The sequence below is a fragment of the Pseudarthrobacter sp. NamE2 genome, assembly GCF_005796205.1.
GTDB lineage: Bacteria > Actinomycetota > Actinomycetes > Actinomycetales > Micrococcaceae > Arthrobacter.
In genome coordinates this window covers 130871-156808 of the sequence record NZ_VAHN01000003.1, presented here as the reverse complement: position 1 = coordinate 156808, position 25938 = coordinate 130871, and the positions used below count along the sequence as shown (strand labels likewise).

21 protein-coding genes are annotated in these 25938 nt (G+C 67.6%); 3 read left to right on the top strand and 18 right to left on the bottom strand.

Annotated elements, in window-relative coordinates; translation table 11 throughout:
* Positions 1–17: 17 nt before the first annotated feature.
* From FDW83_RS05510 to tdh, 6 genes are all read right to left on the bottom strand, one after another.
* A complete protein-coding gene (locus FDW83_RS05510) occupies positions 18–797 on the bottom strand; it encodes a CPBP family intramembrane glutamic endopeptidase (protein ID WP_138136598.1) in 780 nt (259 codons plus the stop codon).
* An 89-nt stretch (positions 798–886) separates the two neighbouring features.
* Positions 887–1675 carry a DeoR/GlpR family DNA-binding transcription regulator gene (locus FDW83_RS05505; RefSeq protein ID WP_138136597.1) on the bottom strand — a complete coding sequence of 263 codons (789 nt, stop codon included), beginning with the start codon at positions 1673–1675 and terminating at the stop codon, positions 887–889.
* A gap of 98 nt (positions 1676–1773) precedes the next feature.
* Positions 1774–2985, bottom strand: coding sequence for an amidohydrolase family protein (locus FDW83_RS05500; RefSeq protein WP_138136596.1), 1212 nt, complete (start codon positions 2983–2985; stop codon positions 1774–1776).
* A gap of 11 nt (positions 2986–2996) precedes the next feature.
* Positions 2997–4109, bottom strand: coding sequence for an FAD-binding oxidoreductase (locus FDW83_RS05495; protein ID WP_138136595.1), 1113 nt, complete (start codon positions 4107–4109; stop codon positions 2997–2999).
* A 39-nt stretch (positions 4110–4148) separates the two neighbouring features.
* Positions 4149–5345: a glycine C-acetyltransferase gene (locus tag FDW83_RS05490; RefSeq protein WP_138136594.1), complete on the bottom strand. Its 1197-nt coding sequence runs from the start codon at positions 5343–5345 to the stop codon at positions 4149–4151.
* Positions 5346–5353: 8 nt separating this feature from the next.
* Positions 5354–6400: an L-threonine 3-dehydrogenase gene (gene tdh, locus FDW83_RS05485; RefSeq protein ID WP_138136593.1), complete on the bottom strand. Its 1047-nt coding sequence runs from the start codon at positions 6398–6400 to the stop codon at positions 5354–5356.
* 130 nt (positions 6401–6530) lie between these two features.
* Between tdh and FDW83_RS05480 the strand changes: the two genes are divergently transcribed.
* Complete coding sequence (locus tag FDW83_RS05480; protein ID WP_138136592.1) at positions 6531–7442, top strand: LysR family transcriptional regulator; 912 nt, start codon at positions 6531–6533, stop codon at positions 7440–7442.
* Between the two features lie 2 nt (positions 7443–7444).
* Here the strand turns inward: FDW83_RS05480 and FDW83_RS05475 are convergent, their stop codons facing one another.
* The 5 genes from FDW83_RS05475 to FDW83_RS05455 form a co-directional block, all read right to left on the bottom strand.
* Entirely contained in the window at positions 7445–8029 is a 585-nt protein-coding gene (locus FDW83_RS05475; protein ID WP_240720859.1) for a hypothetical protein, read from the bottom strand.
* A gap of 202 nt (positions 8030–8231) precedes the next feature.
* Complete coding sequence (gene gatB, locus FDW83_RS05470) at positions 8232–9740, bottom strand: Asp-tRNA(Asn)/Glu-tRNA(Gln) amidotransferase subunit GatB (protein WP_138136591.1); 1509 nt, start codon at positions 9738–9740, stop codon at positions 8232–8234.
* Complete coding sequence (gene gatA / locus FDW83_RS05465) at positions 9740–11332, bottom strand: Asp-tRNA(Asn)/Glu-tRNA(Gln) amidotransferase subunit GatA (RefSeq protein ID WP_138136590.1); 1593 nt, start codon at positions 11330–11332, stop codon at positions 9740–9742. The genes gatB and gatA overlap by 1 nt, the downstream gene beginning before the upstream one ends.
* 3 nt (positions 11333–11335) lie before the next feature.
* On the bottom strand, positions 11336–11632 hold the full coding sequence (gatC, locus tag FDW83_RS05460) for an Asp-tRNA(Asn)/Glu-tRNA(Gln) amidotransferase subunit GatC (protein ID WP_138136589.1): 297 nt from the start codon (positions 11630–11632) through the stop codon (positions 11336–11338).
* Between the two features lie 144 nt (positions 11633–11776).
* Positions 11777–13255: a CitMHS family transporter gene (locus FDW83_RS05455; protein ID WP_138136588.1), complete on the bottom strand. Its 1479-nt coding sequence runs from the start codon at positions 13253–13255 to the stop codon at positions 11777–11779.
* A 202-nt stretch (positions 13256–13457) separates the two neighbouring features.
* Here FDW83_RS05455 and FDW83_RS05450 point away from each other — a divergent pair, with 202 nt between their 5' ends.
* Positions 13458–15164, top strand: coding sequence for a sensor histidine kinase (locus FDW83_RS05450; RefSeq protein ID WP_171027460.1), 1707 nt, complete (start codon positions 13458–13460; stop codon positions 15162–15164).
* Entirely contained in the window at positions 15157–15825 is a 669-nt protein-coding gene (locus FDW83_RS05445; protein ID WP_138136587.1) for a response regulator, read from the top strand. The genes FDW83_RS05450 and FDW83_RS05445 overlap by 8 nt, the downstream gene beginning before the upstream one ends.
* Positions 15826–15834: 9 nt before the next feature.
* On the opposite strand, the gene FDW83_RS05440 is transcribed toward FDW83_RS05445, so the two are convergent.
* From FDW83_RS05440 to FDW83_RS05410, 7 genes are all read right to left on the bottom strand, one after another.
* Positions 15835–16218, bottom strand: coding sequence for a RidA family protein (locus FDW83_RS05440; protein ID WP_138136586.1), 384 nt, complete (start codon positions 16216–16218; stop codon positions 15835–15837).
* A 48-nt stretch (positions 16219–16266) separates the two neighbouring features.
* A complete protein-coding gene (locus FDW83_RS05435; RefSeq protein WP_138136585.1) occupies positions 16267–16770 on the bottom strand; it encodes a GNAT family N-acetyltransferase in 504 nt (167 codons plus the stop codon).
* An 82-nt stretch (positions 16771–16852) separates the two neighbouring features.
* The gene (locus FDW83_RS05430) at positions 16853–17662 is read right to left on the bottom strand and encodes an inositol monophosphatase family protein (RefSeq protein WP_138136584.1); all 810 of its coding nucleotides are present in this window, start codon (positions 17660–17662) and stop codon (positions 16853–16855) included.
* A complete protein-coding gene (gene ligA / locus FDW83_RS05425) occupies positions 17659–19956 on the bottom strand; it encodes an NAD-dependent DNA ligase LigA (protein WP_138136583.1) in 2298 nt (765 codons plus the stop codon). The genes FDW83_RS05430 and ligA overlap by 4 nt, the downstream gene beginning before the upstream one ends.
* 35 nt (positions 19957–19991) lie before the next feature.
* Positions 19992–20633 (bottom strand): hypothetical protein, encoded by a 642-nt coding sequence (locus FDW83_RS05420; protein ID WP_138136582.1) that lies wholly within the window; start codon positions 20631–20633, stop codon positions 19992–19994.
* Between the two features lie 121 nt (positions 20634–20754).
* On the bottom strand, positions 20755–25203 hold the full coding sequence (locus tag FDW83_RS05415) for an FtsK/SpoIIIE domain-containing protein (protein ID WP_138136581.1): 4449 nt from the start codon (positions 25201–25203) through the stop codon (positions 20755–20757).
* A complete protein-coding gene (locus FDW83_RS05410) occupies positions 25200–25904 on the bottom strand; it encodes a hypothetical protein (protein WP_138136580.1) in 705 nt (234 codons plus the stop codon). The genes FDW83_RS05415 and FDW83_RS05410 overlap by 4 nt, the downstream gene beginning before the upstream one ends.
* Positions 25905–25938: the final 34 nt, after the last annotated feature.

Genomic DNA, 25938 nt, shown 5'->3' with positions numbered 1-25938 from the left:
ACGGCGCCACCCCGCTTTCAGCCCAGCCCGACGGCCCTCCCGAAGATACTGAAACCAACGAAGGCAACGATGTCCAGCAGCGCGTGGGCTATCACAAGGGGCATGACCCGCTTGGTCCGGGTGTAGAGCCAGGCGAAGACGATGCCCATGACCACGTTGCCAATGAACGGACCGAACCCCTGGTACAGGTGGTAGGTGCCGCGGAGCAGAGAGCTGACAGCAATGGAGAGCGGCACACTCCAGCCGAACTTGCCGAAGCGGTTCATCAGGTAGCCCACCACAATGACCTCCTCCACCACCGCGTGCCGGAGTGCGGACAGGATCAGGACCGGAACCGTCCACCAGTAGGCGTCGAGCGCACTGGGGATGATCGCCGTCGTAATACCCAGGGCCCTGCCCGCCGCATAAAGCCCAAGGGAAGGTATGCCGATCAGTCCCGCCAGCCCCAGCCCCTGCAGGAGATCCCTGCCGGGCCGGGCGAAATCGAAGCCAAGCTTTTGGAAGGCCGACCCCGTGTTGCCGGGACCGCCGGACACCGATTGGCGGTGGTCTGTCAGGAAGTAGATCACCAGGAGCACCGGAACCAAGGCAAAGAGGATGTCCAGCAGCTGGTAGGTCAGGTCGAAGTACTCGCGCGTGCTCTGCGAGCGGTTCAGCGTGGAAGTGCCCTCAGCCAGCGGCGCACGGGTTATCTTGTCCAGGAGCTGCACCACGGAATACACGGCTGACTGGCCCAGGGACAGGCCCAGAACGATCCAAACTTCGAGCTTCAGGCGGCGACGGGAAGGAACCAGCATGTACCCATCTTGCCTGCACTTGCTGGAGCAGGCCTGACAGCAGCCACGTACAGTTGCAGGGCTTAGCCGCCGCCAGGAAGCCACTCCTGCTAGGCCGGCGCGACAATCACTTCCGTGCCGTGGGCTTCAAAGGCAGCCTTGTCCTGAGCGGAAATTCCGGAGTCGGTGATAAGCCGGGTGAAGTCGTAGCCGTCCATGGTGGCGAAGGCCCGGACACCCACCTTGGAGGAATCAGCGATGACGTAGGAAACCCGGGCCCGGCTTGCGAGGAGGGCGTTGACGGAGGCTTCCCCCTCGCCGGTATTGGTGGGACCCACTTCGGGATCGATGCCATTGACCCCAATGAAGGCGATGTCCAGCACCACCTTCTGCATAATGATGTCCGTATACGGCCCAACCAGCTCGTATGAGCGCGGATTGAGGATGCCGCCGGTCACCATCACCTTGATGTTGGGGCGGACAGCCAGTTGCCCGGCGATGTTAATGGCGTTGGTGACCACTGTGAGGGTGGGCTGGTTCGAGGGTGCGTTAAGGTCTTCGCGGGTGGCGAGGATCTGGGCGAGAGCAGTGCTGGTGGTCCCGCCGCACAAGCCGATGACGGCCCCGGGGGCAATCAGCGAAGACGCCGCCCGGGCGATCTGTTCCTTGGCTTCGGCGTGGTCGTCCCGGTTGTAGCGGCCCGGAAGGTCATAGGCCAGGGCCCCGGTGGTGGCTCCACCACGGGTACGGGTCAGGAGCCGACGCTTGGCAAGGCTGTCCAGGTCACGCCGTGCAGTGGCCGGTGATACACCGAGGGTGCTGACAATTTCGTCGACTTCCACCTGCCCGGTCCGGGCCAGCAGGTCGAGGATGGCGGTCAGTCGGTCGGTGCGGGTCATACAGGTGCCTCTCGCGTACTTCAGCCACCCATCGGATGACGCTTTCTGATTCTAACAGATGGGAAACAATCAGCTAACGTCAAATAAAGAGCGGCGGGCTACCTTTCCCGGACTCCCGCCCGCCACACAGCGTACGTTAACGGCATGCCCGGCCGGTAAGCCAGATGGGTAGCAGAGGGCGCGTTGAGCATATGGAGGTCCGCCCGGTGTCCGACGGCAATGCATCCCACGGCGCGTTCGCCCTCGGCGTCGCTGCCAGTGTCCCTGTGCAACGCAAGTGCACCGCCATAGGTGGCCGCCCGGACTGCCTCATGCACGCTGAGGCCCATCTGGAGCACTGCGGTGGCAACGCAGAAGGCCATGGAAGTGGTGTAGGACGTGCCGGGATTGCAGTTTGAGGCAATTGCCACCTGGACCCCGGCGTCTAGGAGCGCGCGGGCAGGAGCAAGCGGCTGGCGGGTGGAGAGGTCGCAGGCGGGCAGGCAGGTAGCCACGGTTCCCCGCTCCCCCGTGCCGCGCGCCGCGTCCCAGCGTGTCCAGGTACCGGCCAGGGCCTCGACATCCCGGGCTGACAGGAAATTCACATGGTCCACGCTGGCCGCTCCGAGTTCCACGGCCAGTTGCACCCCCGGGCCTTCGCCCAGCTGGTTGCCGTGCACCCGCAGCCCCAGGCCGGCGTCGCGGCAGGCCAGCAGGACGCGGCGCGACTGCTCTGCCGTGAAGGCGCCTTTCTCACAAAACACGTCGGCCCACTGCACGTAAGGCCGGACGGCTGCCAGCATGGGCCCGCACACCAGGTCCGTGTAAGCCTCCGGGTCCTGCCCGGCGGGCACCAGGTGCGCGCCGAGGTACGTCACCTGGTCCGCGGCCGTGGAGGCAATGCGGGCGCTGCGGGCCTCATGCTCAATATCCAGGCCGTAGCCGCTCTTCGTTTCCAGGTAGGTTGTTCCCTGCGACACCGCCTCCGCCACCCGGCCCAGCGCAAGGCGGGTCAGGTCGAAGTCAGACGTGCCGCGGGTGGCTTCCACGGTGACGGCGATGCCCCCGGCGGCGTACTGCTCACCCGCCATGCGCGCCTCGAACTCGGCAGTCCGGTCGCCGGCGAACAGCAGGTGGGTATGTGAATCCACCCAGCCCGGCAGGACGGCACGGCCGCCGGCATCGACGGCGTCATCCGCGGCCGGTGCACCGGATGCTGTCCCTATCCACGCGATCCGCTCCCCCTCGATCACCACCGCTGCATCCTTCAGGACCCGGTGTTCGAGGTCCTGCGTCATCAGTTCGGCGATATTGGTGATCAGCGTGCTCATGGGACCATTCTTCAGCGCCGGATGGACCATCGAGTGGCCGCCAGCGCCTGCGATGTCCGGGATTCCGGACTGGCCCCGGCCAGGCTTCCGCTGCCGGCGCCGGCCAGGATCTGCTCCGCCGCCAGCTCGGCCATGGCCGACGAGGTCTGGAAGCCGTACCCGCCCTGCCCTGCCAGCCAGTAGAAACCGGGAGCCTCGGCGTCGAATCCGGCCACCGGGACACCATCTGCAGCCTCGGTGCGGAGTCCGGTCCAGGCCCTGCGCACCGCGGTGATGCCGAAGGTCGTCACCTGGTTGAGCCGCTCAATCAGGCGCTCCACGTCCCCGGGACGGGGGCGGGCATCCTCCGGCCTGCTGGACACGTGCTCCGAGGGCGAGATGAGCACATCGCTGCCCTCCCGGCGGAAGTAGTACGTGTTGTCCGCTGCCGCCACCATGGGGCTTTGCTCAGGAAGGGAGCGTTCGACGGCGGCAATCGCCGCAGTGCGCCGGTACGGTTGCAGCCCCAGCTTTTCAACACCGCTGATGACGGCGAGTTCGTCAGCCCAGGCTCCGGCGGCGTTGACGAGCACGGTGGCCAGGAAAGCCTCGGTACCCGCGCCTACCTCCCAGCCGGAGCCCAACCGTTGCGCGGAGTGGACCCGGGCACCGGTGAAGATATCCAGCCCGGCCGCCACCGCGCGCTGCCGGTGGTCCGCCAGCAGGAGGAGGGCGTCGCAGCCGAAGGATCCGGTGTCCAGCCCGGCCGCGACGAACGCGTCCGGCACGAGCGCCGGGCACAGTTCCAGGGCCTCTGCATGCGTGATGGTCTGCATCGACCCACTGGCTTCCGCCGCTACGTCGGCCTCACTGCCGATCAGCATGAAACTCCGCGGCGTCAGGACCGGAGTGGGAAGCTCGGAATCGCGGGCCGCGATCAGTTCGAGGGTCCGGACCGTCAGCTCCTGCACCACCGGTGGACCGTAACTGGGGATGAGCTGGCGGGCCGAGCGGGAGGACGCGTGGTACGCCAACTCCTGCTCGGCCTCCACCAGCGCCACGGTGCACTTGCCGGCCAGCGCGGAGGCAAGGGACAGCCCGGCAATTCCGCCGCCAACAATCAGGACATCGTAGTGTTCGGCCATGCCTTCATCCTTGCAGAGTCATGCCATAACGGTCCCCGCTCAACCTGCCACCTCGGCGCGGCTGGCGACGAAGGCACTGACGCAGGCTTCGACGTCGTCTGCTGAATGCGCGGCGGACAGCTGCACCCGGATGCGCGCTGCACCCCGCGGAACCACGGGAAAGCTGAAGGCGGTGACAAAGACGCCGTGCTGCAGCATCCGGTCGGCCACCTTGGCGGCCAGGACGGCGTCGCCGAACATCACCGGAACAATCGCATGTTCGCCAGGCAGCAGCTCAAACCTTTCTTCCGTCATGCGGCGGCGGAACTGGGCGGCGTTGTCGAACAGCTGGCGGCGCAGCTCCGCCGAGTTCTGGACCAGGTCAAGGGCCTTGATGGTGGCAGCAACGATGGCCGGCGCGAGCGAGTTGGAGAACAGGTAGGGGCGGGCCTTCTGCCGCAGCATGGCCACCACCTCCCCGCGGCCGGAGACGTAGCCGCCGGAGGCCCCGCCCAGGGCCTTGCCGAACGTGCCGGTGTAGATGTCCACCCGGTGGGGAACGCCGGCATGTTCGGGGGTGCCCGCGCCGGTGGCGCCCATAAAGCCCACGGCATGGGAATCATCCACCATCACCAGGGCATCGTACTTTTCCGCCAGGTCGCAGATGGCTTCCAGCGGGGCAAGGTAGCCGTCCATTGAGAACACACCGTCGGTGACGATGATCTTCCGGCGGGCATCGCTGGCCTCCACCAGCTTGGCCTCGAGGTCCGCCATGTCCTGGTTCGCGTACCGGTAGCGCTGGGCCTTGCACAGGCGGATGCCGTCGATGATGGAGGCGTGGTTGAGGGCGTCGGAAATGACAGCGTCCTCCGGCCCGAAGATGGACTCGAATACGCCGCCGTTGGCGTCGAAGCAGCTGGAGAACAGGATGGTGTCCTCCGTGCCGAGGAAACGGGAAACCCGGGACTCCAGTTCCAGGTGCAGGTCCTGGGTGCCGCAAATGAACCGGACACTGGCCATGCCGAATCCCCGGTCGTCCATTGCGGCCTTGGCGGTGCTGATGATGTCCGGGTGGTCCGCAAGCCCCAGGTAGTTGTTGGCGCAGAAGTTCAGCACGCCGGAGCCTGGCGCGCCGATCTGCCCGGCAGTGATGTGGCTGGACTGCGGGGAGCTGATGCTCCGCTCATTCTTGTAGAGTCCGGCGCTGCGGATCTCTTCCAGCTCGCTGCGCAGCTGGTCCTTGATCGAGGTGTACATACCGTTCCTTAGAGTTGGGTCCAGTCGAGGACTACTTTGCCCCCGGTGCCGCTGCGTGCGATGTCAAAGCCCTTTTCCCAGTCCCCGGCGGGCAGCGTATCCGTGACGACGGCCGAGATTCCCGCGTGGAGCACCGGGTTGGAGGAGAGCATGGCGCTCATGGCGTACCAGGTCTCGTACAATTCGCGGCCGTAGATGCCCTTGAGCGTCAGCATGTGCGTGACCACCTTGCCCCAGTCAATGGTGATGTCCTGGCTGGGCAGGCCGAGCATCGCAATCCGCCCGCCGTGGTTCATGTTGTCAATCATCTCGGGAAGGGCGGCGGGATGGCCGGACATTTCCATGCCGACGTCGAACCCTTCGCGCATGCCCAGTTCCTGCTGCGCCTCCCGGACCCGGGTGGTGGAGACATCGATGGCAAGGTCCGCCCCCAGTTTCCGGGCCAGGTCCAGGCGGGGGCGGGAGATATCCGTGACGGCGATCTTGCGGGCGCCGGCATGACGGGCGACGGCGGTGGCCATCAACCCGATGGGCCCGGCACCCGTGATGAGCACGTCCTCACCGACGAGCGGGAAGCTCAGTGCGGTGTGTACCGCATTGCCGAAGGGGTCGAAGATGGCGCCGAGTTCCGGCGTAACGGACGGATCGTGGTGGACCCAGACGTTGGTTTCGGGGATGACAACGTACTCGGCAAATGCGCCGTCCCGCTGCACTCCGACGCTAACCGTATGGATGCACATCTGGCGGCGGCCCGCGCGGCAGTTCCGGCAGATGCCGCAGACCACATGCCCTTCGCCGGACACCCGGTCGCCCACCTTCACGTCGCGGACGTCCTTGCCGACCTCCACCACTTCGCCGTAGAACTCGTGGCCGGCGATCAGGGGCACCTCGATGATGCCCTGCGCCCACGAGTCCCAGGACTGAATGTGGAGGTCCGTGCCGCATATTCCGGTGGTCATCACCCGGATCTTGACGTCCGCGTGTCCGGCCACGGGTTCCGGCCGGTCCACCAGCTTGAAGCCGGCCTGCGGGCCTGCCTTGTACAAAGCCTTCATTGGCTTCCTCACTACTTGTCACGTCTGCGGCAGGGTGCTGCCCTCCTCATTACAGCCCTATGGAAGCATTAGCACAACCGGAATTTTCTCAATCGACGATGAAGCATAAGCTTACGCATAAGCTGTCCCCATGGAGATTCATCAGCTTGAAATCCTGCGCGAACTCGGGGCCCTCGGCAGCGTCAAGGCAGTCGCCGAAACGCTCATGGTCACGCCGTCCGCCGTCTCGCAGCAGCTTGCCCTGCTGCAGCGCACTGTTGACGTCCCGCTGACCCGGAAGGAAGGCCGGAACCTGGTGCTCACCGACGCAGGACAGGTGCTGGCGGACGCAGGTGCCGCCGTCGTCAGTGCCATGGCCGACGCCAGGAGCGCGATCGGCAGCTACCACGGCGCGGCAGGCGGAAGGGTGACGCTGTCCGGTTTCCACAGCGCGGGCCAGGCCGTGTTTGCCAAGCTGGCCCGGGTCCTCGACGGACCCGGGCAGCCGCGCGTCGAATTCACGGACGAGGACGTGGCGCAGCATGACTTTCCGGCGCTGACGGCGCGGTATGACCTGGTGCTTGCGCACCGGATGGACCACAGCCCGCGCTGGCCGGCCGAACGGGTCACCGTGATTCCGCTGCTCCACGAGCCCTTGGACGTCGCCCTGCCGGCCGGGCATCCGCTCGCCGCCCGGCCGGCGGTCACGGCGGACGACGTGGCCGGCGAAGCCTGGGTGACCAGCCACGCCGGGTACTCCCCCGCGGATGTGCTTTCCGCCGTCGCCGCCGTCTCCAGCCGGGAACTGAACATCGTCCACCGCATCAACGACTACTCCACGGTGGCTGCCCTCGTGGCAGCGGGTGGCGTGGCGGGTCTGCTCCCCCGGTACACGGCGGGCCCCGTCATGCACCCGGACATCGTGCTCCGGCCCCTGGAAGGCATCAGCACCCGCCGCCGAATCGACCTGCTGGCCCGGCCGGAAAACCTGAAGCGGCAGGCCGTGATAACGGTGTGCGAGGCGCTGCAGGACATCATGGCCGGGCTGGTGAAACAGGGCTGAAGCTACTTTTCGGGGCCCCTGCCCTGCCCGTGGGCCTTCCCGAGGCCGTGTCCGTTGCCCCGGCCCAGCCCCAGTCCGGGGACGTCGCCGGCGCCTTCGGCTATCTTCTCCGCTGCAACCTGGCCGTCCTTCTTCAGCCCGGAAATCCGCACCAGTTCACCTGTGGTGATGTCCGCGATGGTTCCGTCTTCGGGCCTAAGCCGCTTGCCGTCGCCGCCCGTTCCCGGCGCCTTGGTAATTGTTGTGTCGCCGTTGACGGCGTACGCCTGGCTGAAGCCGTCCTCGCTTATGACGGTGATGGAGGTGGCGCCCACGGCCTCCACCGTGCCGCGCTGCTCCACCACCGTCTGGAATGCCCCGTCGGCGTTCTTCACCACACTTTCACTGTGCTGCAGCTGGTGCCGCTGGGCCTTGGCAGACTTGTCCTGCTTCTGCGGTTTGTTCTCCTGCCCGGGCGCGGATTGCGGGCCGGGAGGCGACGGCGGATTGGCCGACCACGCGAACGCCGCCCCCGCGCAGCTCAGGGCCAGTGCGAGGGCACCGGCGAGGACGGCCTTTCGCATGGTTGGCTGGTTCTGCAGTGGCACCGCGGTCCCTTTCGCGTGGCTGGCCGGGGCCGGTTGCGCGAACCTGGCCCCGTGCGCTCAAGTGTAGGGCTGCGCTCCGACACTGAACATAAGTACTTTTGGGGCGGCACCTGAGTACTTAAAGCCCAACTGGGTCGCAGTTAACGTCCTGAAAACGCGGTTTCGCGACGTTAAGTGCGACCCAGTTGGGTGCGGAAGGCGGCTAGGCGGTGACCCCCAGCTTTTCCAGGATCAGTTCGCGGACCCGGCCGGCGTCGGCCTGGCCGCGGGTGGCCTTCATGACACCGCCCACAATGGCGCCGATGGCCTGCACCTTGCCGCCGCGGATCTTGTCCGCGACGTCGGGCTGCGCGGCGAGGGCGGCGTCGATGGCTTCCAGCAGGGGTCCGTCGTCGGACACGACGGCGAGGCCGCGCTTTTCGACGATCTCGGCCGGGGTGCCTTCGCCGGCGAGCACGCCGTCGAGGACCTGGGACGCCATCTTGTTGTTGATCTTGCCGTCCTCCACCATTGTGGCGAGCTCCACGATGGTGGCCGGCTGGACGCCCAACTGGCCGGGGTCAACATCCGCGGCCTTTGCACGGCCCACGATTTCGCCCATCCACCATTTGCGGGCAACGGAGGCGCTGGCGCCGGCGGCGATGGTTTCCTCGATCTCGTCCAGGACGCCGGCGTTCACCACGTCGCGGAATTCGAGGTCGGAGTAGCCCCAGTCGGCCTTGAGGCGCTTGCGGCGCTCGGCCGGGGGCTCGGGCAGGGAGGCACGCAGTTCCTCCACCCATTCCCGGGATGGAACCACGGGAACCAGGTCCGGTTCGGGGAAGTATCGGTAGTCGTCGGCGTCGGACTTGGCACGGCCGGAGGTGGTGGTGCGGGTGTCCTCGTGCCAGTGGCGGGTCTCCTGGATGACCGGTTCGCCGGCTTCCAGGACGGCGGCGTGGCGCTGGATCTCGTAGCGGACGGCATGTTCGACGGCGCGCAGCGAGTTCACGTTCTTGGTTTCGGAGCGGATGCCGAACCGTTCACGGCCGTGCGGCCGCAGGGAAACGTTGGCGTCGCAGCGCACGTTGCCGCGTTCCATCCGGGCATCGGAAACGCCAAGGTTCTTGACGATCTCGCGGACTGCCGCCACGTAGGCCTTGGCAAGCTCGGGTGCGCGGGAACCGGCGCCCTGGATGGGCTTGGTGACGATTTCCACCAGCGGCACGCCGGCGCGGTTGTAGTCCACCAGGGAGAAATCGGCGCCGTGGATGCGGCCGGTGGCCCCACCCATGTGGGTCAGTTTGCCGGCGTCCTCTTCCATGTGCGCGCGCTCGATCTCCACGCGGAACACGGTGCCGTCCTCGAGCTCAACATCCAGGTAGCCGTCGTACGCGATGGGCTCGTCGTACTGGGAGGTCTGGAAGTTCTTGGGAGTGTCCGGGTAGAAGTAATTCTTCCGGGCGAAGCGGCAGGACTCGGCGATCTTGCAGTTGAGCGCAAGGCCGATTTTGATGGAGGACTCGACGGCGGTCCTGTTCACCACCGGCAGGACGCCCGGCATGCCGAGGTCAACCTCGTTGACGTTGGTGTTGGGCTCGTCGCCAAAGACGTTGGGGGCGGAGGAGAACATCTTGGTCCTGGTGTTGAGTTCCACGTGGACCTCGAACCCCAGCACAGGGTCGTACTTCTCCATCGCCTCTTCGAAACTGAGGATGGTGTCGGTGCTCATTATTTTGCCTCCTGGGTTTCGAGGGCCGGCGCAGCGGCGGTTTCGACAAGCTCAACCAGCGAGGGAGCCTGGGCAAGCAGCGGGCCGCCCCACTTGGCCTCCAGCAGCGCTTCCAGCACGGCACCGACGCGGTAAAGCCGCGCGTCCTCCCGGGCGGGGGCCAGCAGCTGGATGCCCACGGGGAGCCCGTCCTCGTCAGCCAGGCCGCCGGGCAGCGACAGGCCGGGCACGCCGGCGAGGTTGGCCGGAATGGTGGCGACGTCGTTCAGGTACATGGCCAGCGGGTCGTCCAGCTTCTCGCCGAGGCGGAACGCCGTGGTGGGCGCCGTGGGGGAAATCAGGACGTCGGCCACCGTGAAGGCGGCGTCGAAGTCGCGCTGCACCAGCGTGCGGACCTTCTGGGCGGAGCCGTAGTAGGCGTCGTAGTAACCGGCGGACAGGGCGTAGGTGCCGAGGATGATGCGGCGCTTGACTTCGTCGCCGAAGCCCGCGGCACGGGTGGCACCCATGACGCGTTCGATCGTCATGGGGCCCTCTTCGGGGAGGACGCGCAGGCCATACCGGACGCCGTCGAACTTGGCGAGGTTGGAGGATGCCTCCGAGGGCATGATCAGGTAGTAGGCGCCCAGGGCGTACTGGAAGTTGGGGCAGGACACCTCAACGATGTGGGCGCCGGCTTCCCGCAGCAGGTCCAGGGACTCGTTGAACCGGTTTTCGACCCCGGCCTGGTAGCCCTCGCCGTGCAGTTCCTTGATGATGCCGATCCGCAGGCCCTCGATGTTGCCGGTCTTCGCGGCTGCCACGAGGTCTTCGAGCGGGTCAGGCAGCGAGGTGGAGTCGCGGTCATCATGCCCGCCGATGACCTGGTGCAGGAGCGCGGAGTCCAGGACGGTCCGGGACACCGGGCCGATCTGGTCCAGGGAGGAGGCCATGGCGATGGCTCCGTAGCGGGACACGCTGCCGTAGGTGGGCTTCACTCCCACCGTGCCGGTGACCGCGCCGGGCTGGCGGATGGATCCGCCGGTGTCCGTGCCGAGGGCCAGGGGTGCCTCGAAGGCGGCGACGGCGGCAGCGGACCCGCCGCCGGAACCGCCGGGGATGCGGTTCAGGTCCCAGGGGTTGCGGGTGGGGCCGTAGGCCGAGTGCTCGGTGGAGGAGCCCATGGCGAACTCGTCCAGGTTGGTCTTGCCGAGGATGGGCATTTTGGCGGCACGGAGGCGCTCCACCACGGTGGCGTCGTAGGGGCTGTGCCAGCCTTCGAGGATCTTCGAACCTGCGGTGGTGGGCTGGCCGATGGTGACGATGAGGTCCTTGACGGCGACGGGCACTCCGGCCAGGTAATGCAAAGCGTCGGCTTCAGGACCGCCGGCGGCGCGGATGGCGTCGACCTCGGCCGCGACGGCGAGCGCCTCCCCGGCGTTGACGTGCAGGAACGCGTTGACGCCGCGTTCGCCGCCGTCCACTTCGGCGATGCGGTCCAGGTGCGCCCGGGTGACTTCGACGGCGGTGACTTCGCGGGCGCGAAGCTTCTCGGCGAGCTGCGCTGCGGACAGGCGGATCAGGCTCTCGGCGGCGGTGTTTTGTTCAGTCATGTTCTAGTCCTCATCCAGGATTGCCGGGACCTTGAAGCGGTTGTCGTCGGAGTCGGGTGCACCGGAAAGCGCCTGCTCGGCCGTGAAGGTGTGGCCCACAACGTCCTCTCGGAATACGTTGCTGAGCGGGATGGGGTGGGACGTTGCCGGGACGTCATCGCCGGCTGCCTGACTGACGGATTTGACCGCATCAACGATGACGGCGAGTTCCCCTGCCATCCTGTCCAGCTCTTGGTCACTCATCTCAATGTGAGCGAGCCGCGCGAGGTGCGCGACGTCGTCACGGTTGATCGCAGCCATGGATCTCCCCTGCAAAGTTCGGATTGGTTTCCGGTCCATTCTAGTGGGGAACAAAGATGCCCGTCTGACGGCCCCCAGCGGGCGTCAGACGGGCACCTTCCTGCCGGGGTCCCGGCCGGAGCAGGGACCGCAGGCAGCTACAGACTAGCCGATACCGATGGCTCCAGTCAGCATGCCGACTCCCAGCATGACCAGGGACACCACGGCGCTGCGCCACAGCACCTTCTTGTGGTGGTCGCCCAGGTCCACCTTGGCGAGGGACACCAGGAGCAGGATGGCCGGAACCAGCGGGCTCTGCATGTGGAAGGGCTGGCCGGTGATGGAAGCGCGGGCCATTTCGGCTGCACTGATGCCGTAGTGGGCGGCGGTCTCGCTCAGGACGGGGAGCACGCCGAAGTAGAAGGCGTCGTTGCTCATGAAGAACGTCATGGGGATGCTGAGGACGCCCGTGATGACGGCCAGGAACGGACCCATGGACGAGGGGATAATCTGCACCAGCCACGCCGACATTGCTTCCACCATGCCGGTGCCGGTCAGGACGCCGGTCAGTACTGCAGCAGCCATGACCATGCTGACCACTGCCACGATCGACGGCGCATGGGCCACGAGCTGCGTGCCCTGGTCCTTGACGTTGGGGAAGTTCACCAGCAGTGCGATGGCAGAGCCCACCATGAAGACGTACGGCAGGGGCACGAGGTCAGCGATGAGCATGCCCATGACCGCCACCGTGAGGGCCAGGTTGAACCAGAACAGCCTGGGACGCAGGGTGCTGCGGTTGGGGTCCAGGGCGGTGTCCGCCATGGCAGTGTCGCTGTCGTCCACGAGGGTCTCGGGTCGTTCAAGGAGAGCTACGCCGGTGGGGGTTGAACCGCCGACGGCGGGGGCCGCTCCGCCGGGGTTGCTCCCCTTGCGTCCACGGCCGTTGCCGGAGCCGCCGGCTGAGCCGGCGGAAGCGCCGCCGTCGAACCCTTCGGCGGTGTCCGGGACGCCCCAGATCTCAGGGGCGGTGGCGCGGAGGCGGTTGCGCTCCTGCAGGCCGAGGAGCCAGGCGAAGGCCAGGACGACGGTGATGCCGGCGATCAGCGACGGAAGCATGGGGACGAACACGTCGTTGACGTCGATGCCCAGGGCGGTGGCGGCACGGGCTGTGGGGCCGCCCCAGGGGACGATGTTCATGGTGCCGTTGGCAAGGCCGGCCACGCAGGTGAGAACAACCGGGCTCATCTTCAGCCGGAGGTAGATCGGCAGCATGGCGGCAGTGGTGAGGATGAACGTGGTGGAGCCGTCACCGTCCAGGGACACGGCGGCGGCCAGCAGGGCCGTGCCGAGGACCACCTTGGCGGGGTCGTTGCCCAGCTTGCGGAGGATGAACTTCACCAGCGGGTCGAACAATCCGACGTCGATCATCAGCCCGAAGTAGATGATGGCGAACATCAGCAGGGCTGCGGTGGAGGTCATGGACTTCATCGAGTCCAGGACCATGTCGCCGATACCCAGGCCGGCACCGGCGAACAGTCCGAAAACGGTGGGGACGATGATCAGCGCCAGCACTGGCGTCAACTTTTTCGTCATGATCAGCACCATGAACACCGCGATCATGGCGAATCCAAGTATTACCAGCACGGCCGGCTCCTTCTTGTGAACGGCACCACAGCGTTGTGATGCGTGCTACAGACTGTAGGGTGGCGGCGGTCACGGCAGTGCCTTTGGCTCAATTGATTGGCATACTGCTTATTGGGAGCATTTTGCTCATTCTGCTCACTGACCCATTGGCCCCCGTCGCGTGGTCCCCTGCGACCGTAAGGGCAGCACATCAAGGAGGATCATGCCGGGTTCCGCGCCCCGCCCGCCGCTGCGGTTCTCCACCCAGACACTCCTCCTCCAGCTGGCCGTGGTGCTGCTGGTGGTGCTGCTCAGCGCCGCCGTCCACGCCTGGCTGACCTACGACCGGGTGGGCAGTGAAGCCGAAAACCGCGCACTCACCCTCGCCCGCACCGTGGCCTCGGACCCTTCCGTGCGGGCTGATGTGCTTGCCATCAGCCGGCAGGAGGGTACTCCCCCGCCTTCTGTACTGGCAGCCGGTCCGCTGATGCAGGAAGCCGAGGCTGCACGGACCCGCACCGGGGCACTGTTCGTGGTGATCACGGATGAGGCGGGCCTTCGCCTGGCGCATCCGGACCCGGAGCGGCTCGGTGAAAAGGTCAGCACCGACCCGACCGAGGCGCTGGCCGGGCGGGAGGTCACCACCCGGAACACCGGAACGCTGGGCCCTTCCGCGGGAGCAAAAGTGCCGGTGTACGCGCCGGACAGCAACACAGTGGTGGGCGAGGTCAGCGTGGGCTACTCCATGGAAACCGTGGGCCAGAGCGTTGCCCGGGACGTCGGTCCCGTGGCCCTGACGGCTGCCGGCGCACTCCTCGCCGGCGTGCTGGGCTCCTTCCTGCTGCGCCGCCGCCTGCAGCGGCTGACCTTGGGGCTGGAACCTGAGGAGATCAGCACGCTGGTCCACGACCAGGTGGCGGTGCTGCAGGGCGTGGATGACGGCGTCATCGGCGTGAGTGCCGACGGCCGGATCAGCGTGTTCAACGCGGCCGCGCAGCGCCTGCTGGGCCTTCCGGACCTCGCTGGCACGGCATGGGAGGACGCGCCGGTGCCCGACCAGCTCAAGTCCCTCACCCGGCCCGGCATCTCCCACGGCGATGTCCTTGAGTTTGTGGCCGGGGGCCGGGTGCTGGTGGCCAATGCCCGCAAGGCGCTGCACCGGCGGGAAGACCTGGGCTGGGTGGTCATGCTGCGCGACCGCACCGAGCTCCAGGAGTTGACCCGCCAGCTGGACGCGGTGGGAACCATGTCCACGGCTTTGCGTGCCCAGCGGCACGAGTTTGCCAACCAGCTGCACACGCTGGCAGGGTTCATGAGCATCGGGCAGCACCGGCAGGCACAGGAGTACCTGGCGCAGCTGGCGGCCACCGGGCCCCTGAAGTTCCCCGTGGAGCAGGCCGAGCTGCTGCAGGACCCGTACCTGCAGGCCTTCGTGGGCGCAAAAGGCGTCGAAGCAGACGAACGCGGTGTCGCCCTCCGGATCGGGCCCGAGACTATGGTCCGCGGCCAGGTTACCGAGGCCCAGGACGTCACGACGGTGCTGGGCAACCTGATCGACAACGCCGTGAACGCCGCCGTGGCCGGGTCTTCCGAAGACCGCTGGGTTGAGCTGGAGGTGCTGGACGAGCCGGGCGGCGACGGCGGCACATTGCACGTGGTGGTCGCCGACTCGGGGGACGGGCTGGCTGAGGGGACGGACGCGGAGCAGGTCTTCGCAGAAGGCTTCACCACCGCCACCGGCTCCGTACGGGCGGGCGGCGGGCAGGGCTTCGGGCTGGCCCTGGCACGCCAGCTGGCACGGCGCCGCGGCGGGGACGTGAAAGTGCTGGACCGCGGCAGCCCGGGCGGGCCGGGGGCGGTCTTCATGGCAACTTTGCCGCACACCACGGGTGGCAACTCATTTATGAAGGGAGACCGCAACGATGGCTGAGGATTTTCGGGTCCTGATCGTGGATGACGACTTCCATGTGGCCAAGCTCCACGCCGCATACGTGGATTCGGTGGCGGGTTTCCTGGCGCTGGCCCCAGTGGGTACGGCCTCTTTGGCACTGCAGGCCATCCACAGCCTGCGGCCGGACCTGGTGCTGCTGGACGTCTACCTGCCGGATGCCTCGGGCCTGGACCTGCTCCAGCAGCTGGACGTCGATACGGTCATCCTGAGCGCGGCTTCCGATGCCGCGTCGGTCCGCACCGCCTTCCGCCGCGGAGCCCTGGGCTACCTGCTGAAGCCGTTCACGTCGGACGCGCTGTCCCAGCAGCTGAGGTCCTACGCGAGGTTCCGGCGGGTGCTGGCCCAGCCCGGCGCGCTGGACCAGGACGCCGTGGAGCGGGCTAAACGGTCGCTGATCCCGGGTGACGTAACACCGTCGGCCAAGCCGCGCTCAGCCACCGAGGCGGCCGTGCTGGAAGCGCTGGTGCCCGGCGAACAGTATTCCGCGGCCGAGGTGGCCGCCCGGGTGGGAGTGTCCCGGGCGACGGCGCAACGCTACCTGTCCTCCCTGGCGGATGACGGCGCCGTCGACATCCAGCTGCGGTACGGGACCACGGGCAGGCCGGAACACAGGTACGGCCTGCCCGTGGTCCCGGGCTGAAACCGGTTCCTAGCTTCCGCTCTTCCGGGCCACGAGCTCGATTTCGACAAGCATCCTGGGATCCAGGAACGGCAGCACGTGCACCAGGGACAGGGTGGGGCGGATGTCGCCGAAGACTTCTCCGTGGGCCCGGCCTGCTTCTTCCCACTTGCTGATGTCCGTCAGGTACAGCTTGGACTGGACAACGTCCTCGAAGCTGAAGCCCGCGTCGGCAAGGACTTTGCCAAGCTTCTGCAGGATGTACTGGGTCTGGGTGTAGAAGTCCTCGCCCACGATGCCTTCTTCACCGCTGGCAGCGGTGGCGGAGATGTAGAGCGTGTTGTCCACCTGGACGGCACGGGAGTAACCGAGGGTCTGTTCCCAAACGGAGCCGGTACCGAAGGTCTTGCGCATGGTGGGGCCTTTCAAAGCTGGAAGAGGGTCGCCCCCACTGTAGGACTGCTACAGGTCCAGCCGGTAAACCAGCAGTTTTGTGTCGGTTCCGGGCACGAACCAGTCCCGTTCCGGGACACGCCGGAAGCCGTTTTTGCGGTACAGGCCATGCGCGCTTTCCCAGCTGGCGCCGGTGGTGAGGGCAATTCCACCAATGCTGGGCAGGGACCGGGCATGGCTTACGATGGCCTGCACCATCGCCTGCCCGGCTCCACTGCGCTGCACCGCGGGGTCAACAACGAGCATGCGGAATTCCAGCTCGTCGTGCAGGGCGATGTCCGCGTACGGCTCACCTGCCAGGGCCAGGGTCACCGAACCGACCACCGCGCCGTCCCGTTCCGCTATCCAGATGGTGGCCTGGCCGGCCCGCAGCGCAACGTCCTGGATCTTGCGCATGTACGGGTGCGCGGCGTCGTCGAAGTAGCCCGCAGCGAGGTAGGAATCGCGTGTGATGCGGGCAACGGCGTCGTAGTCTGCCTCGACGGCGGGACGGATGGTGATCTGCGGCTGCACCCGACAATGGTAGTGGTACCGGCCGGTAGCACCCGGCAGAACCCGGTTTTCCGTGATCGAACTATCACTCCCGGCGGCTCCGCTACAGCGGGAACTTGCCCGAAAGCTCCAGGCTGGCCGCGCACGTCCAGGCGTCCAGCCGCTGCTGGTCGCTGGGTCCGCCCTGCAGCGGGCTGGCCAGCCGGGGCCGGCGCACCCAGCATCCGGCTTCTTCGGCGACGAGGGCCCCGGCAGAGAAGTCGTGCTCGTTGAGGCCGCGCTCGCCGAAGGCGTCGTGGGTTCCATCCGCAACGAGGCACAGGTCCAGGGCTGCCGAGCCGAGGCGCCGGACGTCGGCGAAACCTTGCATCAGGTCCACGAACTGCGCAGCCTGCTCCGCGCGGACACCGGCGTCGTAGTTGAAACCTGTAGCCAGGATCTGGCCCGGCCGTCCGGGCACTGGACCCTCCAGCCGCGTCACCCTGCCGCCTTCCTCCAGCCACGCTCCGCCGCCGCGGGAGGCGTAGTAGACGCGGCCCAGTGCAGGGGCGTTAACCACGCCGGCAAGCCACACGCCGTCGGCATCCGCCACCGCGACCGATGTGGCGTAGTACACGATGTTGCGGATGAAGTTGGTGGTGCCGTCCAGCGGATCAATGGACCAGCGGTACCCCGTGGGCTCATCCGGCCGGGTGGTGCCGTGTTCCTCACCGGTGATGCTGTCCCGCGGGCGTGCGGCGGAAATCACGTCCCGCACCGCATGCTCGGCAGCGACGTCGAAGGCGGTGACCCAGTCGCCCGCTGCCCCCTTGTTGCTTGCCTGCAGGGCGTCGCCGTTCCTGGTGGCGAGCACCCGGGCGCCTGCCGCCGCTGCGTCCTTGGCAACGGCGAGGAGTTCGGCGGGCGTGGTCATACGGTTCCCTCCGAGGGCACTGTTGCTTCTTCAGCAGCATCCGCGCCGGCGGCGTCTTCTTCCGCCGCGTCCCCGAAGGCCGCCGGTCCGCCGTCGAGCAGCTTGCGGAAGCCGTCCTCGTCGAGCACGGGGATGCCGAGCTGTTCCGCCTTGTCCAGCTTGCTGCCGGCGGCTTCGCCGGCCACCAGGTAGCTGGTGTTCCTGGAGACAGATCCCGCCGCCTTGCCGCCGCGGACCAGGATGGCTTCCTTGGCCTCGTCGCGGCTGAAGTTGGGCAGCGAACCGGTGACCACCACGGTGAGCCCCTCGAGGGTGCGCGGGGTGGACTCGTCGCGTGCGTCCTCCATCCTGACGCCGGCCGCCGCCCAGCGGTCCACGATCTCCCGGTGCCAGTCCTCGGCAAACCATTCCTTCAGGGCAGCGGCGATGGTGGGGCCTACGCCGTCCACATGGGCGAGGTCCTCTTCCGAGGCTGCCCGGATGGCGTCCATGCTGCCGAATGCCTGCGCCAGTGCCCGCGATGCCCGCGGTCCGACGTGCCGGATGGACAGCGCCACCAGGACGCGCCACAGCGGCTGGTCCTTGGCCTTTTCCAGTTCCTTGAACAGTTTCTCCGTGGTGGCCGTCGGTTTCGACGGGGACTTGGCGGTGCCCTTGCTGAAGAAGTAGGGCACCAGCTCGTATTCGCCGGTTCCCACACCTTTGGACCGCTTTTCCCGGCGGATCCGGACTACGGCCAGGTCCTCGGGGGTCAGGTCGAACAGGCCTGCCTCCGAGGTAAGCGGGGGCACTTCGGGTTCCGCCGGCTGGGTCAGCGCGATGGCGGCCTCCCAGCCGAGGGCCTCGATGTCGAAGGCGCCGCGGCCGGCGAGGTGGAAGACACGTTCCCGCAGCTGGGACGGGCAGGACTTCGCGTTGGGGCAGCGGATATCCACGTCGCCCTCCTTGGCCGGCGCCAGCGGGGTGCCGCAGGAGGGACATTCGGCTGGCATCACAAAGTCGCGCACCGGCGGGTCCTGTTGGTCGCGCAATGCCAGGACCGGGCCCACGATTTCCGGAATGACGTCCCCGGCCTTGCGCAGGATGACGATATCGCCAATTTTGACGCCCTTGGCTTTGACCACTTCCTGGTTGTGCAGGGTGGCCATCTCCACGGTGGAGCCGGCCACTTTGACCGGCTCCATCATGCCGAAGGGCGTGACCCGGCCGGTCCGTCCGACGTTGACCTGGATGTCCAGCAGCTTGGTGTGCACTTCCTCCGGCGGGTACTTGTAGGCAACGGCCCAGCGCGGAACCCGGGTGGTGTAGCCGAGGGCACGCTGGGTGGCGAAGTTGTCCACTTTGATGACGATGCCGTCAATCTCGTGGAGCAGCTTGTGGCGCTGGTCGCCGTATTTGCTGATGAACCCCAGGACGTCCTCCCGGCGTTCCAGGACCTCGAAGTAGGGACTCACCGGCAGGCCCCACTCTTTGAGCAGTGCATAGGTTTCGGACTGGCTGCGGGCTTCCAGCCCCTCGCGGGCGCCGATGCCGTGGACGAACATGCTCAGCGGCCGCTTGGCGGTTTCCGCGGGGTCCTTTTGCCGCAGCGAGCCGGCGGCGGCATTCCGGGGGTTGGCCAGCGGCGCCTTCCCCGCCTCGATCAGTGCTTCGTTGAATTCGGCGAATTCCTTGGACGGGATGAACACCTCGCCGCGAATTTCCATCTCGGCCGGGAACCCTTCGCCGCTGAGCTGCTGCGGGATTTCCTTAATGGTGAGGACGTTGTGGGTGATGTCTTCACCCGTGGTGCCGTCGCCGCGAGTGGCCGCGCGGACGAGTTTCCCGTCCCGGTACAGCAGGTTCACGGCGAGGCCGTCGATCTTGAGTTCCGTGAGCCAGGAGGCCTTGGCGGCGCCGTTACCGAGCTTTTCGATGCCGGCCTCCGCCCGGTTCAGCCAGGCTTCGAGTTCATCAATGGAAAAGACGTCCTCGAGGCTGTACATGCGCTGCAGGTGTTCCACGGCCGCAAAGGCTGCCGACACTTCCCCGCCCACTTCCTGCGTGGGCGAATCGTTGGATACCAGTTCGGGGTGGAGGGCCTCGATCTCTTCGAGGCGGCGGAAGAGGGCGTCGAATTCGGCGTCCGGGACCAGGGGCGCGTCTTCCTGGTAGTAGGCGAACCGGTACTTCCTGACGAGGTCCACCAGGTTTTCGTACTCCTCGCGGACCGGCCCGGAAGGAATGGCGTCCTGGCCATCGGGGGCGGTGGTCCGGGCGGCGGTCTTTTCTGCGGGTCCTGGTCCTGTGCTCACAGACCTATCTTGCCCTACGGGTGCGACAGCCCGGCTCAGTGCGTGCGGAGGCGGTTCCGTCCCCACCAGAAGAAGGCTCCCCCGGCGGCGGCCACGAGCAAGGTGCCGGCTGCAACAGGAAGGAGTTCCGGCGCCCCGGAACCGGGATCAGCAGGTGCGCTGAAGGCGGCCACCTGCGTTGCCCTGGCGGACCTGGAGACAGGCGTGTTCCAGTTGGACGTATCGGTGGGGCTGCCCGACGGCGCGGCGCTTGCCGCCGCTGCGGAGGTTTCACTGGCTGGCCCGTCCGGGATAGCGCCGGTGTCCGGGATCCCGCCGGTGCCCGGGATCGCGGCAGGGTCGTTGGCAGGTGCAGTGGCGGCCGGAGTTACCGCCGGTTGTTGGGCCTGGACGGGTGCCTCCGGGGCCGGGGCCGCCGGCTGCACGGCCGGCTCCTCCGGTTCCTTCTCTTTCCGTGGCCGCCCGGCCTCCGTGGGCTCGGTCCCGCCGCCCAGGACCGGCAGGCACAGGAGTCCGCAGTCTCCAGCCGGTGATTCCGCTCCCGGGGTGCCGGCGGGCGATGGTTCGCTGGAATCCGCGGCCGCCGGCCCGGCGGGAAAGAGGCCCAGGGCGATGGCCAGGGCCGTTGCCGGCGCGATGGCCGAGACAACGCGGAGGACCGGGGAGGTCGGAGTCATTGCTACCTTTCTACGCACGCAGTCCCCCCGCCGCGGCTTTTCTGGTGTCCCGGGCAGTCTTCTACAACGTAGGGCGGGGCCGCAAATCCCAGGGGTCCGCGGCCCCGCCCCCGCCCGTGCCTTAGTCCCGGTTTTCCGGCGGCAGCGCCACCTGGATCCTGCGTGCCTTGGCGCGTCCCACCACGTAGCCCCTGCCGGGGATGAATTCCGGGGAAACCCGCCCCAGCGAGGTGTTCAGCAGGCTGTCGCCTTCGATGTCGCCTGGGTTGAGCAGCAGGCCGCGCCGGCCCGATTTGAAGGGCTGGGCGAGCTGCCAGGCGGAGGACCAGGTGGAGGTTTCGGACTCCCCGACGACCCACTGGTCCGCCTTGATGGACGCTGTGACCAGCTGCGCCAGGCCGGACTCTGCGATGGTGTCCGTGAACTCGGTCAGGCCCTCGATGAAGATGGCCAGCCGGCCCGGGTTCCCCGAGGAGTGTTCGGCCAGGTCCTCCACCACCTCGGCGAGGTCGTCCGGCCCCACGACGGACCGGTTCCAGATCGGCAGGGAGGCGACGGCCGAGCGCCGGGATCCCAGGTAGACCAGTTCGGTGTCCGGATTGGACCGGCGCAGGGCGTAGGCGAGGGTGACCAGGGCAACGGTTCGGCCTGCTCCTGGCGGCCCTGCCAGCAGGAGCGGTCCGCGGGCCATGACTTCGGCGGGCTGCAGGGTTTCATCGTCGACGCCGATGACCGGCAGGTCGGGGCTGCCGGCCGGGAGGACGTCCAGGTCCACCTGCTCGGGGAGCCGCTCGATGCCGGGCGCGGTATCCAGGCCCTGGCGCAGCATGGCCTCGCTGAGCTTGTGCACCTCGCGCGCCTGCAGCGCCAGGTTGGAGTTTCCGCCAAGCACGGCCAGCTGGACCTCAAGCCCGTCCAGCAGGCCCCGCCCGGGCGGTGACGCGGCGCTGAGGACATCGCGCGGGACGTCCATCGAGATGTAGTCGTCTTCGGAGGACAGCCGAAGCACCAGGCGGCGCTGGATTGAGGCGAGGAGCGACGCCGGAACGGCGTTGGGCCGGTCGCCGGTCACCACGAGGTGGATGCCCAGGGGACGGCCGTCGGTGGCCAGCTGGAGGAAAATGTCCCACAGCCCGGACAGGCGGCTGTGCTCGTACGCTTCGCGGAACGCGGACATACCGTCCACCAGGACGAAGATGCGTTTTTCGTCCGGCCGGTTGGCCAGCCTGCGGTACTCCACGATGGTAGAGGCACGGACGTCGGCGAAGCGGACCGAACGCTCCTCGGCGATGTCGCGCAGGAGGCGCAGCAGGCGCCCAACCCGCTCCACGTCGTCGCCGTTAATGACTTCACCCACATGCGGAAGCTCCTCCAGCATCCGCAGCCCGGAGGAGCCGCAGTCGATGCCGTAGACGTGGACGGGCCCGCCCCGCGGGGTGACCGCCGCGGCGATGGCGATCCCCCGGAGGGCGGCGGACTTCCCGGATCCGCCGGTCCCGTAGATGGCCATGTTGCCGTCTTTGTCCGGCTCGTAGAAGACCGTTGGCTGGGCCTGCCGGGCGGGGTCGTCGGCAACGCCGAGCAGCAGCTGCTCGTCCGTCCGGGGGTTCGGCAGCTTGGAGAAGTCGTAGGTCTTGGCCAGTTCGTCCAGCCAGGGCTTGCGGGGCGGGCTGATGGCCAGGGCGTCGGCGGCCCGGACGATGTTGGCGGTCATCCTGCCGATGTCATTGGGGCCGGCGGACTCGGGCGCCGCGGGTTTTTCCGGTGCCGGCGCTTCCCAGCTGGGCCCGGACCCGAACGCCATTTCCACGATGTCGATCTGGGGACGCTGCGGCTTGTCCGTGGTCCAGCCGCCGGCGTAGCCGGTCTGGAAGCCCTGGATCCGGCCCGGCCCGGTCTTTGCCGCCCCACGGCCGGGAATGCCGGGGTCGAAGTAGGCGGCGTCCGGGACGCCCAAAATGTCCGTCGCGTCGTCCTCGTCTGCCATGCGCAGGGCAACCCGGAGGTTGGTGTTGGCCCGCAGGCTGTCCTTGATCACACCCGCCGGACGTTGCGTGGCCAGGATGAGGTGCAGGCCCAGGGAGCGCCCGCGCGCTGCCACGTCAACCACGCCGTCCACGAATTCGGGAACGTCGTTGGCCAGGGCCGCGAACTCGTCAACGACGATGATGAGGTAGGGCGGGGCGTCGGGGTCGGCCTCGCGCTGCAAGGCCAGCAGGTCCTTGGCCTTTTTCCGGTTGAGCAGCTGTTCGCGGTAGTGGAGCTCGGCGCGCAGCGACGTCAGGGCGCGGCGAACCAGGTGCGGCGACAGGTCCGTAACAAGGCCCACGGTGTGCGGCAGGTTGATGCAGTCGGCGAAGGCGGCGCCGCCCTTGTAGTCAACAAACAGGAAGCTGACGCGGTCCGGGCTGTAGGCGGCGGCCATGCCCATCACCCAGGACTGCAGGAACTCCGATTTGCCGGCGCCGGTGGTGCCGCCCACCAGGGCGTGCGGGCCCTCGTTCTTCAGGTCCAGGTACAGCGGCTCGATGCCCTTGGAGCCCACCAGGGCACGGAGCGTGCCCTTGTCCTTGCGGTTGGCAACGGCGGTGGCGTGCACGGAGTTGTTTTCCGTCCAGCGCTCCGCCACGGCCTGCGGGTTGTCCAGGAAGTCCTTGCCGATCAGCGTGGCGTAGGAAACGGACCGCGGCAGGTCGGAATCGTCGTTGACGGGCTTGCCGACGTCCACCACGGGGGCGAGCATGCGGGCCAGCTGCCCGGCAAGTTCAGCATCCACGCTTTCGCAGCTGACGGGATAGGTGTGCCAGCCCAGGCGCACCTGGCCGGTGGTGGTGCCGTGCTCGCCGTCCACCACCATGAAATCGCGGCAGGCGGCAGGAAGGGCCTGCACGTCCGTGGCCACCCACAGGACGTGCACCCCGCAGTCCGGCCCGCGCTCGGCGAGCCGGGTGAGGCGTCCGCGGTCCACAGGGGCGTCATCCTCGACGATCACCAGGACGGAAGGCAGCACGGGCGCGTCCGGCTCGTGCTTAACCGGATCCACTGCAGTCCTCAGGTCCGGGCCCGAACGCCTGGCCGCGGTTTCCCGTGCCTCCACCAGTTCCTCGAGCCGGGCCAGCAGCGACGACCCGCCGGCCGAACCGGCGGCCAGGTGGTCGCCGGAGAGGGGGCTGTGGCCCGAACCCACGTGGGGCAGCCACTGCAGCCAGTCCCAGCGTTCCCGGGACTGGGCGGACGTAACCGCTGTAAGGACCACCTCGGCCGGCGAGTGCAGCCCCACCAGCTGCAGCACCAGGCCGCGGGCCACGTCATCCACCAGGCCCCGCGCGCCGGCCACGCCCAGCGACCCGGACGTGCGGAACTGCGACACCACGGGGACGCCCTCGATGTCCCGGAACTGCTTCAGGCAGTCCTGGATCTCGCGGGTGTAATGCACCTCGGTCTCGTTGCTGGCCGGTTCTTCGAGGCGCACGCGCGAGGGCACCGTTCCCAGTCCGAACCTTAAACCCAGGAACGAGGTGTGCTCGGGCCGGTGCGTCCAGAGCAGCGGTCCCAGCTTGTAGATGGCATCCACGGTGTCGCTGACGGACGGTGCCTCCTGCAGGCGGACGGCACGCTCCACCTGCTGCAGTTCGGTAAGGTCCTGGCGGAACGCCGCCATGGACGCGCGGAACTGCTTGAGCGCTTCCTTCTGCTGGCCTCGGGTGCGCATCTTCTGGTCCACGTAGTGGCCAATAATGAACAGCGGCATCATCATCATGAACACCATGGACAGTGCGTTGCGGGTGATCGCGAAAATCACCGCGCCCATCATCAGCGGCGCGATCAGCATGATGTACGGGAACGGGTGGTCCTCGGGACGTTTGGGCCCGGCCGGGACTATCCGCTTGGGTTCCTCGAACCGCGGCACCACGCGCGGGGACCGGTTGAAGTTCACCAGGGGCGACGACGGCGCTGCCGCCTGGTTGTGGCCCAACGGAACCACCGTCACGGTGGTGTCGCCCAGGGTGACCGTGTCCGAGGAGTTCAGTGTTGCACGCGTGACCGGCAGCCCGTCCATCAGCAGTCCGTTGGCGGAGTTCGTGTCCACGATCTCCACGGTGTCGGCCACGGTGATGCGGGCGTGCCGCTTGGACGTCAGGGGATCGGTAAGCCGCACGTCCGCGTCCCGGCCCCGGCCGATGTAGCTGGTGCCGGAAGGCAGCGAAAATTCGCGGCCGACGTCGGGCCCTGACAGCACGCGAAGGGTGGCGGCCGCGGGGCCGCCGCGGCCGGTCCCCGGCTGGTGGAACTGTTCGCTCACCTGTGCCAGCGAGACCACTGAGCCCGGGCGCAGGCCCGATTCGAGCAGGTTGTCCGTGCGGTCCAGGATATTGCCGCTGATACCCGCGCCCACAAAGGCCTCGTCAATGCGCAGCGAAAGGTTGTCCGGGACCGGGGTTCCCTTGCGGGCCGGGTCGGCGGCCCAGAGAACGGCGGCGATGTCCGCAACCGTGGCCAGTCCGTCGACGGTCACGGCCAGGTCCTTGGCCACGGCGGGCTCCCGGCGGAGGGTCAGGCGGATCCTCATCCTTCGTCCACGCCTCGCATCTTCTCCAGGAGGTAGAGGTCGTCGGGGGTCACCAGGTGCGAGGTGACGGCGTGTTCCACGAGCCTTGCCCGCCGGTTGGTGGCGAGTTTGCCGCCGCCGCCGCGCAGCCCCACCACGCCCACGCGGTCCAGCTTGTCGCACACGTTGTCGAGCTTCCGGTTGAAGCGGGTCAGTGCCCAGCCCAGGGTCTTGGCCGCCGCGGCGGAGGACGGGATGGCACTGAAGCCGGTTCCTTCGCGGCGGAGCATCGGCTCGGCGAGCGCCACGATGAGGGCCTTTTGGGAGTCGGTGAACACCACGGGACCAATGGTGGTGTCACCGCTGCTGCCGGCCTCGGAAACCTGGTGGCGGAAGGAAGGCGTCTTCAGGTGGACGGCGAATTCGTAGGTGGTGGGCCCGGCCGTGAAAATGATGTTGGTGTGGCTGAAGACCAGCGGAATCCGTGCACCGGGCGCGAGCCAGGCCTGCATGCCGCCGGAGGCGTCCGCCACGGTGGCGGACAGCATGCTGCCCACGTTGCTGAGCCACCAGATGCCGTCATAGCGGGCCACCTGCAGGAACTGCCGGTGCAGGTAGGGGTTATCGTCCACCTCCAAATCGCCTTCGCGGCCGATGTTGAACACGTCCTCGTCCAACGGTTCGTACCACTCACCACAGAAATCTATTGCTAGATCCCCCATGCTCTGTGCCTCCTACCGGGCAGTGCCCGGACGT